Annotated in this window: 10 protein-coding genes, 2 tRNA genes and 1 pseudogene; 11 read left to right on the forward strand and 2 right to left on the reverse strand. The window is 66.6% G+C overall.

What is annotated here, in order from left to right; genetic code table 11:
• Nucleotides 1–362 precede the first annotated feature (362 nt).
• Nucleotides 363–435 (reverse strand) — tRNA-Ala (locus PSRA_RS02165).
• A gap of 445 nt (nt 436–880) precedes the next feature.
• Between PSRA_RS02165 and PSRA_RS02170 the strand changes: the two genes are divergently transcribed.
• The 11 genes and pseudogenes from PSRA_RS02170 to PSRA_RS02220 all read left to right on the forward strand — a co-directional run bounded on the left by PSRA_RS02170 (nt 881) and on the right by PSRA_RS02220 (nt 14,549).
• A complete protein-coding gene (locus PSRA_RS02170; RefSeq protein WP_094660208.1) occupies nt 881–1,834 on the forward strand; it encodes a magnesium transporter CorA family protein in 954 nt (317 codons plus the stop codon).
• A 150-nt stretch (nt 1,835–1,984) separates the two neighbouring features.
• Nucleotides 1,985–2,860: a transporter substrate-binding domain-containing protein gene (locus tag PSRA_RS02175; protein ID WP_158216287.1), complete on the forward strand. Its 876-nt coding sequence runs from the start codon at nt 1,985–1,987 to the stop codon at nt 2,858–2,860.
• Between the two features lie 183 nt (nt 2,861–3,043).
• Complete coding sequence (gene leuS / locus PSRA_RS02180) at nt 3,044–5,983, forward strand: leucine--tRNA ligase (protein WP_094660210.1); 2,940 nt, start codon at nt 3,044–3,046, stop codon at nt 5,981–5,983.
• 1,279 nt (nt 5,984–7,262) lie between these two features.
• Nucleotides 7,263–7,454, forward strand: a pseudogene (locus tag PSRA_RS09825) (ComEA family DNA-binding protein); the annotation flags it as partial.
• Nucleotides 7,451–9,307 (forward strand): ComEC/Rec2 family competence protein, encoded by a 1,857-nt coding sequence (locus tag PSRA_RS02190; RefSeq protein ID WP_094660211.1) that lies wholly within the window; start codon nt 7,451–7,453, stop codon nt 9,305–9,307. The pseudogene PSRA_RS09825 and the gene PSRA_RS02190, both read left to right, overlap by 4 nt.
• A 44-nt stretch (nt 9,308–9,351) precedes the next feature.
• On the forward strand, nt 9,352–10,323 hold the full coding sequence (holA, locus tag PSRA_RS02195) for a DNA polymerase III subunit delta (protein ID WP_094660212.1): 972 nt from the start codon (nt 9,352–9,354) through the stop codon (nt 10,321–10,323).
• Nucleotides 10,324–10,385: 62 nt separating this feature from the next.
• Nucleotides 10,386–11,006, forward strand: coding sequence for a tRNA (adenosine(37)-N6)-threonylcarbamoyltransferase complex ATPase subunit type 1 TsaE (gene tsaE / locus PSRA_RS02200; protein ID WP_094660239.1), 621 nt, complete (start codon nt 10,386–10,388; stop codon nt 11,004–11,006).
• A gap of 172 nt (nt 11,007–11,178) precedes the next feature.
• Nucleotides 11,179–11,979 (forward strand): tRNA (adenosine(37)-N6)-threonylcarbamoyltransferase complex dimerization subunit type 1 TsaB, encoded by an 801-nt coding sequence (gene tsaB, locus PSRA_RS02205; RefSeq protein ID WP_094660240.1) that lies wholly within the window; start codon nt 11,179–11,181, stop codon nt 11,977–11,979.
• A gap of 8 nt (nt 11,980–11,987) precedes the next feature.
• Entirely contained in the window at nt 11,988–12,611 is a 624-nt protein-coding gene (rimI, locus tag PSRA_RS02210; protein ID WP_094660241.1) for a ribosomal protein S18-alanine N-acetyltransferase, read from the forward strand.
• 28 nt (nt 12,612–12,639) lie between these two features.
• Nucleotides 12,640–13,716, forward strand: a complete 1,077-nt coding sequence (gene tsaD / locus PSRA_RS02215) for a tRNA (adenosine(37)-N6)-threonylcarbamoyltransferase complex transferase subunit TsaD (RefSeq protein WP_094660242.1) — start codon at nt 12,640–12,642, stop codon at nt 13,714–13,716.
• Between the two features lie 182 nt (nt 13,717–13,898).
• Complete coding sequence (locus PSRA_RS02220; RefSeq protein ID WP_094660213.1) at nt 13,899–14,549, forward strand: hypothetical protein; 651 nt, start codon at nt 13,899–13,901, stop codon at nt 14,547–14,549.
• Nucleotides 14,550–14,697: 148 nt separating this feature from the next.
• On the opposite strand, the gene PSRA_RS02225 is transcribed toward PSRA_RS02220, so the two are convergent.
• Nucleotides 14,698–14,771, reverse strand: a tRNA-Arg gene (locus PSRA_RS02225).
• Between the last annotated feature and the right edge of the window lie 495 nt (nt 14,772–15,266).

Raw genomic sequence — 15,266 nt, forward strand, 5'->3', positions numbered from 1 at the left:
GGTGTCCCTACACCCGTCCAAGCCCATTCAGACGCCAAACCAAGGCAAAACCGACCTCAAACCGTCTAAAGCGGGTGCCGCCGCACCCGCCTAACGCCATTTCGGTGGGGAAACCGCCGAGAATCCGGCCGGAATCCCGTAAAGCGGGTGTCCCTACACCCGTCCAAGCCCATTCAGACGCCAAACCAAGGCAAAACCGACCCGAAATCGTCTAAAGCTGGTGCCGCCACACCCGCCCAACGCCATCGGCGGGAGCGGGGGGCGGGGACGACGGGTGCGGCGCCGGCGTCAGGGCCGTCGTCGGAGGCGGGTGCGTCCGATAACAGAAAAATCCCGGCAGGAGAACCTGCCGGGATAACCCGTGGAGCTAGGGGGATTCGAACCCCCGACCCCCTCCATGCCATGGAGATGCGCTACCAGCTGCGCCATAGCCCCGTTCTTGCGAACACGGATTACTATACATGAACATCAGGTTAATGCAAACGTCGGCGTGTCGCGTTCTGGGTGATTCCCTCTAAGCCTTACGGAATACTGGGCTTCAGGGCCATCGTGGAGTATTTTGGAAACGACGCAACAACGGGCCGGAACGCAATGGGATTTTTCGAAAGAACATCGGGAAAGGATGCCGGGGAGAAGAATCGTGCGTCCGACCCTTCACCGACGATTCACCCAGGGCAGGTGCACCCCGGCCGGGGGCGGAGTATTCTTTTCTAGGTTGGCCTGCCGTCGGAGGTGCGCGCGGATGCGCTGCGCCTGCGGCGGCACGCGTGCAATCGACGGCACGGACATATCGCGCATGCGGATTCCGCCCCGCGTTCCGGACCCAGAGGCCCGGGACGCAGGCCGCGCCGCACGGACGTTCGGAAGGCAGGTGAGTGGAATGCTGAGAATCTTTAGCACTGTCAATGGCCATACGAAGCCCATAGAGAAACCCGAGCCCGGATCGTGGCTCTCCCTCACCGACCCGACCGACGTGGAGCTGACCACGGTCGCCACGGCCTGCGACATCGACCTCGCCGACCTGCGCGCACCCCTGGATGACGAGGAACGCTCGCGCGTCGACGTCGAAGAGGGCTACACGATGATCATCGTCGATATCCCGACGGTGGAGGAGCGCGGCGGGCGCGACTGGTACGAGACCATCCCGTTGTCGATCATCGTCACCGAGGACCTCATCGTGACGGTCTGCATGAAGGACACGCCGCTGCTCCATCCGTTCATGGAAGGCACCATCCGCGGCTTCAACACCTTCATGCGCTCGCGCTTCATCCTGCAGATCCTGTACCGCAACGCCACCATGTACCTGCGCTACCTGCGCATCATCGACCGCGAAAGCGACAAGCTGGAACTGCGCCTGCGCCGCTCGATGCGCAACGAGGAGATCATCCAGCTCATGGAGCTGAGCAAAACCTTGGTCTACTTCGCCACGTCGCTGAAGTCGAACGAAATCGTGCTCGAGAAGATGACGAGCCTCGACCGCATCCGGCAGTACCCGGACGACGCGGACCTGCTCGAGGACGTCATCACCGAGAACAAGCAGGCAATCGAGATGGCCAACATCTACAGCGGCGTTCTCGCGGGCATGACGGATGCCTTCGGCTCCATCGTGTCGAATAACGTGAACAACGTCATGAGGGTGTTCACGATTATCTCGATCGTCATCTCCGTCCCGACGCTGATCTTCTCCATGTATGGCATGAACTTCCAAGAGGGAGGCATGCTCGGCATGCCCCTGACGGGAGAACCGTGGGGTTTCGCGGCGATCATCGTCATCGCGGCCGTCATCGGCGGCATCGTGGCGTGGATCCTCACGCGCACGAAGATGTTCAAGTAGCGCGTCCAGACAAGTCGTCGAAGCGGCTCGGGTGCGCCATACGATGTCCGCGGCGCACGATGCTCGCGGCGGGCCGCGGTGCACGATCGCCCGCCCCAGGAGCTTACGCCCTCAGGGAAAGGGTGGGCGCCTCGGGTTAGGATGAAAGCCATGTCGTTCTCGAAGAAAAGGATCGCCGGCGCCGCCCGCCGCGCATCGTCCCGCAGGCCCATCGCGCGCCGCGTGTCGGCCGCCCTCGCCGCGCTTCTCGCCGTCGCGCCGCTCACCGCCTGCACGCGCTCCATGGAGTCCAGCGACATCACGGGCCCCACCATCACGATCGGCATCGCCTATGACAGGCCGGGCGTCTCGCTCGAGCATTCGGGCAATATGTCGGGCGTCGACGTAGACGTGGCCACGTACGTGGCGAACCGCCTGGGCTATTCCGCCGACCAGATCAGCTGGCGCGAGGCGAGCAACGCCGACCGCGACGACCTGCTCAGCCGCGGCGACGTGAACATGATCGTGGGCGTGCACCAGGACCTCAACGGCACCACCGACGACATCGAGTTCTCCCAGTCCTACGTGACGATGGGCCAGGACCTGCTCGTGCGTGACCTCGACTCCGAATCCATCACCTCCCTGGCCGATATGGCGGGCAAAACCGTGTGCGTCGTCAACGGATACCTCGAGCAGGAGATCAACGACGCCATCCAGACATACGGCGTGAACACGATTGACGCGAAGAACTACTCCGAATGCATGACGGCGCTTCTGTCCGGCGGCGCCGACGCGGTGGAAGGCGACGACATGGTGCTCGCCGGTCTTGCGGCGAACCTGCCGTCCGGCTCGGCGCATCTGGTGGGCAACCCGTCCGTCGACGTGGAATGGGGCATCGCGCTGCCGCAGGGCGACAGCAAGCTGCGCGACAACGTCAACAGCGCTCTGCAGCGCATGGTCGACGACGGCACCTGGGCAACCAGCGTCTCGACCCACTTCGGCAGCTCCAGCTACAGCGTCCGCGGTGCCATCACGCCGTCCGCGTAGCGGAGGAATGCGGGCGGGATACCGGCCGGAAGCCGGTCGAATGCCGAACGTTTCGACGCATGACGTGTCCACATGCCACACGATAATCTCGACTAAGAGCGTCACGTCATCGCGCCGGCGACGGGCCGGGATGACGCGAATCCATAATCGGCGCGGGTTGCGCCACAGCACGTGAGGAGAACAATGGCCGAGTCCGGTGTTTCCGAAGATCGCGAGCCCGAATACCGCTACAACGCGGCGATGGCACAGGAGATCGAGAAGAAATGGCAGAAGAAGTGGGATGACGAAGGCACTTTCTGGGCCGCCAACGTCAAGGGCGCGCTGACGGACGGCAAGGGCCGCAACGCCGATGGACGCCCGCCGTACTTCGTCATCGACATGTTCCCGTACCCGTCCGGCAAGGGCCTGCACGTGGGCCACCCGCTGGGCTACATCGCCACCGACGTCGTCAGCCGCTACCACCGCATGAAGGGCGAGAACGTGCTGCATGCCCTCGGCTACGATGCCTTCGGCCTGCCCGCCGAGCAGTACGCCGTGCAGACCGGCCAGCATCCGCGCGTCACCACCGAGCAGAACATCGCGAACATGCACCGCCAGCTGCATCGTCTGGGCCTGAGCCTCGACGAGCGCCGCAGCTTCGCCACCACCGACATGAACTACGTGCGCTGGACGCAGTGGATCTTCTCCCGCATCTACGATTCGTGGTACGACCCCGACTTCGTGCGCAAGGACGGCGGCAAGGGCTCCGCCCGCCCCGTGTCCGAGCTCATCGAGAAGTTCCGCTCCGGCGCCAAGCAGATTCCGGGTTTCGAAGGCCGCCAGTGGGATTCCCTGACCGAGGCCGAGCAGGCCGACGTGCTCAACGATTTCCGCCTCGCCTACATCTCCAAGTCGCCGGTGAACTGGTGCCCGGGTCTGGGCACCGTGCTGGCCAATGAGGAGGTCACGGCCGAGGGCCGCTCCGAGCGCGGCAACTATCCGGTGTTCCAGCGCGAGCTGCGCCAGTGGTCCATGCGCATCACCGCGTACGGGCATCGTCTGATCGAGGACCTCGACATGATCGACTGGCCCGAGAAGGTGCGCCTCATGCAGCGCAACTGGATCGGCGAGTCCCATGGCGCCTCCGTGCACTTCCGCGTGCCCACCCCCGCCGGTGACCGCGACATGGAGGTCTACACCACGCGTCCCGACACGCTGTTCGGCACCACCTTCGCCGTCGTGTCGCCGGAGCATCCGCTGCTCGCCGACGTGCCCGAGGCTTGGGAGGACGGCATCGCCGACTCGTGGAAGGGCGGCTACGCCACGCCGAAGGAGGCCGTGCACGCCTACCGCCTGCAGGCCGAGTCGAAGACCGCGAAGGACCGCGTGGCCGAGGAAGGCGACAAGACCGGCGTGTTCACCGGCCTGTACGCCGTGAACCCGATCACCGGCGCGCGCCTGCCGATTTTCGCCGCCGATTACGTGCTCATGGACTACGGCACCGGCGCCATCATGGCCGTGCCGGGCGGCGACGACCGTGACTACGCGTTCGCCGAGAAGTTCGGCCTGCCCGTCATCTACACCGTCGCGCCCGACGCCGAATCCGGCGATTCGCTCGACAACTACGAGGGCAAGGCCGCGTATACCTCGCACGATGGGCATATCGTGAACTCGCATGTGGACGCCACCGAGGTCGGCGGCGACACCCTCGACCTCAACGGCCTGACCGTGGACGAGGGCAAGGAGCGCACCATCGCGTGGCTCGAGAAGCAGGGCGTGGGCAAGGGCACCGTCTCCTACCGTCTGCGCGACTGGCTGTTCTCCCGCCAACGCTACTGGGGCGAGCCGTTCCCCATCGTGTACGACGAGAACGAGGTGCCGCACCTCATCCCGGACGACCAGCTGCCCATCAACCTGCCGGACGTGCCCGACTACAAGCCGCGCACCTTCGACCCGATGGACGCCGAAAGCAACCCCGAGGCCCCGCTGAGCCGCAACCCCGAGTGGGTCAACGTCACGCTTGACCTCGGCGACGGCCCGAAGCAGTACCACCGCGACACCAACACGATGCCGAACTGGGCGGGCTCCTGCTGGTACTACATGCGCTACATCGACCCGAAGAACGCCGAGCACGCGGTGGATCCGGACGAGTTCCAGTACTGGCTCGGCCCGGACCACAACGCCACGGCCGGCAAGTCCGGCGGCGTCGACCTGTACGTGGGCGGTGTCGAGCATGCCGTGCTCCACCTGCTGTACGCGCGCTTCTGGCACAAGGTGCTTTTCGACCTGGGCTACGTCGATTCCCCCGAACCGTTCCACAAGCTGTTCAACCAGGGCTACATCCAGGCCTACGCCTACACCGACGAGCGCGGCCAGTACGTGCCGGCCGCCGAGGTGGAGGAGCACAAGGACGGCACCTTCTGGTACGACGGCGAGCAGGTGAACCGCGAGTTCGGCAAGATGGGCAAGAGCCTCAAGAACATCATCACGCCGGACTACATGTACGACACCTACGGCGCCGACACCTTCCGCGTCTACGAGATGAGCATGGGCCCGCTCGACGAGTCCCGCCCGTGGAACACGCGCAACGTGGTGGGCGCACAGCGTTTCCTCGCCCGCCTGTGGCGCAACGTGGTGGACGAGTCCACCGGCAAGGTGACCGTCACCGATGATGCGCTCGACGCGAAGACCGCGAAGCTGCTCAACAACACGATCGCGGACGTGACCGTGGAGATGGAGAACATGCGCCCGAACACGGCCATCGCCAAGCTCATCGTGCTCAACAACCACCTGACGTCGCTCGACTCCGTGCCGCGTGCCGCCGTGGAGCCGCTCGTGCTCATGCTCTCGCCGATCGCACCGCATATGTGCGAGGAGCTGTGGGCGCGCCTGGGCCACGACGAGTCGCTGGCTCACGCGCCGTGGCCGGTGGCCGACGAGCGCTTCGTGGGCGCCGACGCCGTGACGGCAGTCGTGCAGGTCAAGGGCAAGGTGCGCGGCAAGCTCGAGGTCTCGCCCGACATCAGCGAGGACGACCTGCGCGCGCAGGCGCTCGCGCTGCCGAAGATCCAGGCGCTTCTCGACGGCAAGGAGCCGCGCAAGGTGATCGTCAAGGCTCCGAAGATCGTGTCGATCGTTCCGTGATGCGTGTGAGCGCGTGTGCTTCGGCGCTGATACGCTGATACGTTGATACAAGGCCCCGATGGGTGACGAATGCGTCCCGTCGGGGCCTTCGCATAACGGTGGGCTTGGTTGGTCGCTCCAGTGCCAGCGAGGGGCACTGTTGGAAGAGGGCCGAGGAATCTGGACATGAATTCCATCACGTTGTTGCGCGGTGTTGCGTGGTCCACGAGAACCCGCCGGGTGGGTTATCCACAGGGTTCTGTGTGCGCGTGACCTTCGTCCACAATTCCCGAAGCGTCGGCGTGTCGTCGGACAATATGCCATGCTGGCGAACATGTGGAGGAACGATTCACCCGACCGTCGGCGCATGCCGAGGGAGAATGCGCGGGCGGACCGCCGGATGCGGCCCGCAGGACACCGCATGGATCCCGCCGACGGAGCCGGCTTGCATGACGGCGGGGCCGAGTGCGCCGTTGCAACGCCCGGCGAGCGCCTTGCGCTGGTCCACGGGTTGGAGCCTTGGTGCGATGACACGGCGGAGGCAGTGGTGCCGGACTCCATAGCTAGCGTTTCCGCCGTTTCCGCGAGTGCCGACGACCCGAAGGTTCCTGAGATCGGTGAGAGGAGGAAGCGCAGCGAAAGCGGGGAGATTGGCGAACGCGGCGAAAGCGGGGGGAGCGGCGGGAGCAGCGAAAACGGCGAGCGCGGCGGAAGCGGGGAGTTCTGGGATGACGAAGATGGCGAGATGTACGAGAATGACGAGTACGACGAGAAGAGCGGAACACGGGGATTGGGGTTGGGGTCGGGCTCCAGACCGATGCTCGCCATGCTGTCTGGAGTCGACCCGCATGACGCCGATACATCGGTCCACACGGCCCCGCAGAGTGGGGCTGCCGCGCGATGGGTGATCTCGCAGCGAGCCTGCATGGCCATCATCCTCGTTCTTGTGGTGGCGCTTGCCGCCAGTCTTGCGCTGGTCGTCCGTCAGGGCAGCACGATTCTCCAAGTCGCCGAAGGAAGCGTGGCCGCTGCACCGGGTACCCAATCCGGTACCCGGTCCAGCGCGCGGTCCGACACGGGGGCCGGATCGGCGCACTCTTTGGAGAGCCACACCATGGCCGAATCCGGTGGCGCGGCGGAATCGTCGGCGTCGCCTGCGCCCGGCGCCGCGTCCTCCGGTACGCCCGATGCCGTTGCGCCCGGCGCCGCGTCCTCCGGTACGCCCGATGCCGTTGCGCCCGGTTCCGCTGCGCCAACCGACACCGGTGGCGCACCCGGTGCCGCATCGCCCGGGGACGCGGGGAAGGTGAACCTCAACACAGCCACCAGAGAGGAGCTCCAGACCATCAAGGGCGTGGGGCCCGCCACGGCGCAGAAAATCCTCGACTACCGCGCGGCGCATGGTCGTTTCACCTCGGTGGACGAGCTGCTCAAAATCGACGGTATCGGCGCCAAGACGCTGGAGAAAATACGGCCGGAGGTGACCATATGACGCATCCGGATTCCACAGCGCGCCGTCACCGCAGCCCCGGCAGCCCCGGCAAGGCTCCTGTTGTACCTCTTGCAGAGCAGCAGGAGTGTGGTGCGGCCACAGTCCCTGAGCCCGGTCTGTATGACTGCCGCATGATGGGGCCCGCCATCGCCACCTGGCTTGCGGCCGGTCTGGCGCAGACGGCGGGTCTGGCGGCGGCGTGTGCGGCGGTGGCGGCGTGTGCCGTGGCATGGTCGGTTGCCGTCACCGTGCTCCGCACGAGCCTGACTGCGCGTTGTCGGCATCGTGGCATGCGTGGAGCGTGGCCCCATCCGCCGTGGCATACGGCTCTCGCCATCCTTGCGGCGGGTGCCGTGGCCATGCTGTCGGCGGGTCTTATGACGCTTTCCGCGACGCATGACGCCGTCGCGCGTATCGCCGCCGACGGGGGAGGATCGGCGGTGTTGGATGTCAGCATCACCGCCCCGTTGCAGGCCTCGACCCGTCGAGGATCCGTGTGCATGGCGCAGGCCACCGTTGAGCGTATGGAAGCGGGCGGCGTCAGGGAGCCATCATCCGCCAGGGTGCGGCTTCTTCTTGGTTCCGATGCCTGCGCCCTGCGCCCAGGCGGGCGCTACCGGGTGTCGGGGGATCTGGTGCAGCCTGAGTACGGGCGCGAGGCGGCGTGGATGACTGTCAGGGGATGGCTGCCCATCCGCGCACCGACGGCGCTGCGGTCGGGCGTCACACGATTGCAGGATGCCTTCCTGTCCGTGACGCACGGACTGTCGGAGCAGGGGCGGGTTCTCGTTCCCGGTCTGACGCTCGGCGTCATGGGGCAGAACAGCGCCATCGATGCGCTCGCGCCCGATGGGTCGGTCGACGCCGTGTACGCGGCGGGTCTGACGGACGGCTTCCGCAACGCGGGCATCATGCATCTCATGGCGGTGTCCGGAGGGCATTTCGTTCTCCTGGCCACGATTGTGACATGGCTGATGCGCCGCGTCCGGGCTCCGCGTGGCCTTCTTGCCCTGGCCCTGGCGGGAGCCTATGCGGCGCTGTGCCTTGTCATGGTGCCGTCGGACTCCATCACGCGCGCGGCATCGGGCGGGCTTATCGCCGCCGCCTGCCTGTGCGCGGGACGGCGCGGCCAGGCCATGAGCGCCCTGTGCTGGACGGTTTGCATTGCCGTCATCGTCAGGCCCGGGCTTGCGCTGAGCTACGGCTTCGCTCTGTCGGTGCTGTCGGTGGCGGGCATCGTGATGCTGTGTTCACGATGTACCCGGTCGCTGGGGCGCGTCATGCCCCGGTGCGTGGCTGAGCCGCTCGCCGTCACCCTCGCGGCGCAGGCCTTCTCCCTTCCCGTGCAGGTGATGCTCGGATCCGGCGTTCCGCTGCTTGCTCCCGTCGCGAACGTGATGGTGGCGCCTCTTGTGGGGTTCGGCACCATCTGCGGGCTCGCCGCACTGGCCGTGAGCATCGTGATGCCGCCGCTGGGTTTCGCCTTCGCATGGATGGCGTCCTGCGCCACGGCCCTGATGGCGTCCTGCGCCCTGTGGCTTGGAGGAGCCGGCTCGGTGGTGCGATGGCCATCCGGGTGGGGCGGCGCCTTCGCCATGGCGGGGACTGAGCTTGCCGTGGCTCTGGGTATTGCGATGGCGCGTCGCGCGATGCGCCTGTGGCGTCGCCGCAGGGATGCGCGCGATGGGTCGGTCGACGCCATGCCGGGCACTGCCGCCATGATCGGAGCGGCCGACGCCATGCCGGGCACGGTCGACGCCATGCCGGGCGCGGGCGTGTCCCGTGCCGGCATGGCGCGGGAGAATCTCGGGCAATGGTGGCGCGAGACGCGCGACCTGCTCTTCCCGACCTAGCGTGGCAAGCGCGGATCTGCGGGCGGGCGTGTAGATTAGCAGGTATGAGAATCACGCCTGTCAACATCGTCTACGGAGGCGACGAGTTCCTCGCCTCCCAGACCGTCAGGGACATGCGCCAGTCCGCGCGTTCCGCCATGCCCGACGCCGAGATCGCGCAACTCGACGCCAAGGATGCGTCCGCCGCCGACTTTCTCCAGGCCATCAGCCCCACCCTTCTCGCGCCGCGCACCATCGTGCTCGTGTCGAATCTGCAGGACGCCGACCCGGCGCTGGCCGACCGCATCGTCGACTACACGAAGCGTGCGTTCGCCGACCCCGAGGCGGCCGAATGCATCCTCATCTGCCGCCACGAGGGAGGGCAGAAGGGCAAGGGCCTCGTCGACCGCATGCGCAAGGCCGGCGCCTACCGCTGCGAGGTGCCCGACCTCAAGAAACCGCAGGCGCGCGTCAACTTCGTGGTGCAGCGCTTCGAATCGCTCGGCCGCCGCATCGACATCCGCGCCGCGCAGCAGTTGGCAGCCGTCATGGGGCGGTATCCCGGCGAACTGTACGCGATGTGCGAGCAGCTGTGCTCCGATTTCGACGATGACCCCATGAGCCTCGAACGCGTCAACGAATACATGACGGGAGACCCCCAGACCACGGGCTTCGAGGTGGCCGACCTCGCCCTCGCGGGCAATGTCCCGCTGGCCATCGTGAAAATGCGCTCCGCCGTGGAGCAGGGCACGGATCCGCTGGCCATCGTCGGCGCGCTCGCAATGAAGATGCGCGCGCTCGCCAAAGCCGCCGCCGTCAACTCCGGCAGCATCACCGAGGCCGAGACCGGCATGCCCGACTGGCAGCTGCGCCGCGCCCGCGGGCAGCTGCGCGGATGGACGGGACCGGGCATGAGCACCTGCTTCGAGGCGCTCGCGGTGGTCGACCAGGCGTGCAAATCCAACGGCGGCGATCCGGTCTACTCACTGGAGCGTGCCATCGAATACATCGGAACGAAGGGAAGGGCCCTGGCATGAGCGAGGCAATCGAATCGGAAACAGCCGGCGGGGCGTCGTCCCTGACCGGGCATGACGCCACGATGCAGCCGTCCGCCGCACGAACCGGCAGGACGCCGTCGGGCGCCATCGTCACCACGGTTCCGACGACCGACGACATGCATGCCCTGGGCGCGGCCATCGCTTCTCAGGTGCGCGGCGGCGACGTCGTCGTCCTGTCCGGGCCCCTCGGGGCCGGCAAGACGACCTTCGCTCAGGGCGTCGGAGCAGGACTCGGCATCGACGGGCCCATCGTGTCTCCGACCTTCACCATCGCGCGCGAACTGCATGGCCGTTTTCCCGGCAGCGGAGCCCCTGCCACGCTTGTGCACGTCGACGCCTACCGCCTTCCCGGCTCCGACGACCAGCCGCAGGTCGCCACCGAACGGTTGCTTGACGAACTCGAGTCGCTGGGCCTTGACGAGGAGCTCGAGGACCCTGGCCCCGGCACCGTGGTGCTTATCGAATGGGGGTCCGCCATGGCCGGCGAGCTGGCAGACACCCGTCTCGAGGTCACCATCGACCGCTCGGTCACCGACCGCCCGATGGGGTCGGGGAGCCTGACAAGCGACGGCACGCGCACCGTCACGATATCGGGGCGCGGATGGGGCTCCCGCCTCGACGCCCTCGCGGATGCCGTCGCGCACCGCGATTCCGGTGAGTGACCCACTGTGTGATTCCACTGCGTGATCCCCATGCATGCAGGCATGGCATGGCATAAGGTGGATACGTGCACACGTCATCGGCGAAAACCGAGGAAAGGAAGTCACAGCAATGAACGCTTCATCCGCTGAAGGCAGCGGGACGGACAGGCGGAACGCGACCGACGGGGACGGCATCCCGACCCTTGTCATCGACACATCGTTCGGCGCCACCGTCGGCATCGTCGGACGGGAACCGCATCATGAGCCCGATTCGCGCGCCCATGTGGAGAAGCTCCAGCCCGCCATCGCCGACGTCGTGGCGCAGGCCGGCCTCGAGCCGGGTGATATCCGCCGCATCGTCGTGGGCACCGGCCCCGCGCCGTTCACCGGACTGCGCGCCGGCATCGTCGCCGCCCGCGCCGCCGCCTTCGCCACCGGAGCCGAACTGCTCGGACAGAACATCCTCGAACCGCAGGCCGTCTGGCGCGCCGGCCTGCAATACCCGGACGGCCGCCGCCACCTCGTGCTCGCCGTCAATGACGCACGCCGCCGCCAGCTGTACTACGCGCTGTACGAATGCGTGCCCGGGGACCCGGTGCCCCGCACGATCCTCGACATGGACATCGCCGGCGCCGGCGTCATCGCGCACCGCATCAATGAATGGATCCGCGGGCGCGACACGCCCGAGGGCGGCGGCATCGTCGTCGATGTCTGTGGCACCGGCGCGCGCCGCTACGCCAGCTCGTTCCAGGGAATCGTGGCGCTCGGCGAGCTCGTCGACGATTCCGCGCTGTACGCCGCGGGGGCGGACGGACCGCGCATCATGGCGAACCTCGCCACGGCGCACCGCGACCGCGGCGACTCCTGCTCCACGGAGCCGTTGTATCTGCGACGCCCCGACGTGTCGCAGCCCGCGCCGCTCAAGGCCGTCATGACGCAGGAGGACCTTCGCAAGGAAGCCGCCCGCCATCTGGCGCAGGAGACCGGCCGGTGATCCGCGCCATGACCGAAGCCGACCTTGATCAGGTCGCGCGCTTCGAGGCCGATCTGTTCGGCGCCGGCGGATGGAGCCGAGCCGTGCTCGAGGAGGAATTCCACGCCCCGGCACGCCATTACCTCGTCGACGTCATTCCGGCGAACGATGACGCGAACGATGACGCGAACGATGACGCGAACGAAGGTGCGGATGACGGCGCGAACGATACGGTGCGCGGCTACGCCGGATACTGGTACGACGGCGACGACGCCGAGCTCATGACCGTCGGCGTCGGGACGGCATGGCAGAACCAGGGCATCGCCGGACGCCTGCTCGACCGGCTTCTGGCGGATGCCACGGCCGACGGAGCGCGCCGCATGCTGCTCGAAGTGCGCACCGACAACGAACCGGCGCTCGCGGTGTACCGCAGGCGTGGATTCGAACGCATCGGACTGAGGCGGCGCTATTATCAGCCCGAGAACAAGGACGCCTACGTGATGGCCGTGCAGCTGGGCGAGCGCATCGTCGGCTTCGCCCCGGCCGCGCAGGGCCAACCCGCGCAAGACACGGCCGCGCAGGACCGGACTGCGCAGAACCAACCTGCGCAGACACCCGCGCAGACACAGACGATGCAGGAACGGAAGGATTGAGATGAGCGACGTGACATCAGACGACATCATGAAGGGCATCCCCGCCGCGGCGGGTGGCTCCGACGGCCCCGTCATCCTCGGCATCGAGTCGACTTGCGACGAAACCGCCGCCGCAGTGGTGCGCGGCACCACGCTTGTCAGCAACATCGTGGCGTCGAGCATGGAGGAGCACGCGCGCTACGGCGGCGTCATCCCTGAAATCGCCAGCCGTGCACACGCCGAGGCCTTCGTTCCCGTCGTCTCCCGCGCGCTGGCCGACGCGAACATGGACCTGTCGGATATCGACGCCATCGCCGTCTCCGCCGGCCCCGGCCTCGCTGGCTGCCTTGCGGTCGGCGTTTCGGGCGCGAAATCCCTGGCATGGGCCGCCAACAAGCCGATCTACGGCATCAACCACGTCATCGGGCATGTCAGCGTCACGCAGCTGCAGTTCGGCGCGTTGCCCGAGAACACGATGGCGCTTATCGTGTCGGGAGGCCACACGTCGCTGCTGCATATCGACGACATCGCGCGCAGCATCGAGGTGGTCGGCACCACGCTGGACGACGCGGCGGGGGAGTGCTTCGACAAGGTGGCGCGACTCCTCGGCTTCCCGTACCCCGGCGGGCCGCATATCGACCGGCACGCGCGCCTGGGCGACCCCACCGCATTGAAGGTGCCCATGGGTCTGACGCAAGGCCGTGCCGGCGCCGAGCATCCTTACGATTTCAGCTTCTCCGGCGTCAAAACCGCCGTGGCGCGCTGGGTCGAGGGCCGCCGCGCCGACGGCAAGGACATTCCGGTCGACGATGTCTGCGCGTCGTTGGCGCAGTCGGTGGCGTCGGTGCTCAGCAGGAAGGCGATCGATGCATGCCGCAGCCGCGGCTCCGACACGCTGATCGTGGGCGGCGGATTCTCCGCCAACTCGCAGTTGCGCGAGCATCTCGCCGAGGCGGGGCGCGAAGCCGGTGTGGACGTGCGCATTCCCGAGATCAAGCTGTGCACCGACAATGGCGCCATGGTGGCCATGCTCGGATCGAATCTCGTGACGGCGGGCGTGGCTCCGTCGTCGCCCGATTTCCCGATCGATTCAGCCATGCCGCTCGACTCCATCAGCATGGCCTGACACGAGGCGCGGTGCCGGCGTGGTGCTGGCGCCGTGTTGGCGTAGCGGTGACGCAGTGCTGATGCGGTGCCGGCACAGCGGCGACGCGGTGGCGCTGTCGCCGCGGTTTCGATACGATGCACTTCGATACGATGCACAAGGACGCGCGAATGCGCGTCATGCCGAGGACAGGGAGGAATCCGATGGCGGAAGGCAACGAGACGACGAGCGAACCGATTCCCGAGGGTGCTGGCATGCCAAGCGCCGCCGCTGCCCCGTCTCCCGACCCCGAGGCGTGGCGCGCCGTTTTCGAGAACGACTATTCGGAACAATCGTCTGCCCCGAACCCCGATTCCCGGAACGCCGCCTACGCTGCGCCGGGCTATGGCGCTCCGGGTTACGCGCCGGCGGAAGGCGCTGCGCCCTCGAACTCCGCGCCATTGAACTCCGCGCCCGCCTATGGTGCGGCGCCTGCGTATTCTGCGCCCGCCTACGCTGCGCCGGGCTATTCTGCGCCGGGCTATTCTGCGCCGATGGCGAACGGCAACGGTGCCGGGAACACATCCCCGAATCCCGTGCAGGTCCCGGGCATTGCGCCGGAGCAGTTGCTGCGCCTTGACTACTTCGATGAGAACGACCTGCCCGTCCGGTTCCGGCCGCTGACGGTGTCGGAATACGTGGGGTTCCTGCTCCTGTTCTCCCTTCCCATCGTGGGTCTTGTCGCCACGACCTTCTATTCGACGAGCTCCGCGGAGAACGCCAACCTGCGAAATTTCTCCCGGGTCATGCTCATCCTCCACATCGCCGTCGATGCGCTCGCCGCCATCATCGTGTTGCTCGCCCGGTTCATATAATCCGCCGCCCGCACAGCTATTCGCATGGAGGCGGATTGCCCGGGCGAATGATTGCCTTGGGCCACGGAGGGGAATGGAGTGAATTCTACGAGAATCGGAATGGCGTGGGAATTGAAAAGCCCGAAGCCATTCGGCCTCGGGCTTTATGTGCGCCAGACAGGATTCGAACCTGCAACCTGCTGATCCGTAGTCAGCTGCTCTAATCCATTGGGCTACTGGCGCGGTGTCATAAGTTTTCTTTATGACAACTCGAAAATAATATGCCGTTTACCTGCAATTCACCAAATTCGGTGTGTCGCGTGCAATCGCAAGGGATTTCGCTCGAAGCGGATTCCGGTTTCGCTTCCGGATCCGGGCGTGGATCCCGGAGTGGGTGTGGGCTCCGGAGTGGGTGCGGGGTCTCGGTGCGCTGTCAATCGTCGAGATATGGCTCGTGTCGGTAACGGTGAGTCTTGCTGGTTGCTGGCGTGCCAGTGAGGGGCACTGTTGGGGTGGGGTGGTGCCTGTTTGCAACGATGGTGTCGGTAACAGTGGGTCTCGCTGGTTGCTGGCGTGCCAGTGAGGGGCACTGTTGGGGTGGGGTGGTGCCTGTTTGCAACGATGGTGTCGGTAACGGTGAGTCTTGCTGGTTGCTGGCGTGCCAGTGAGGGGCACTGTTGGGGTGGGGTGGTGCCTGTTTGCAACGATGGTGCCGGTAACAGTGAGTCTCGCCGGTCG

Source organism: Pseudoscardovia radai (assembly GCF_002259605.1).
GTDB classification, from domain to species: domain Bacteria; phylum Actinomycetota; class Actinomycetes; order Actinomycetales; family Bifidobacteriaceae; genus Pseudoscardovia; species Pseudoscardovia radai.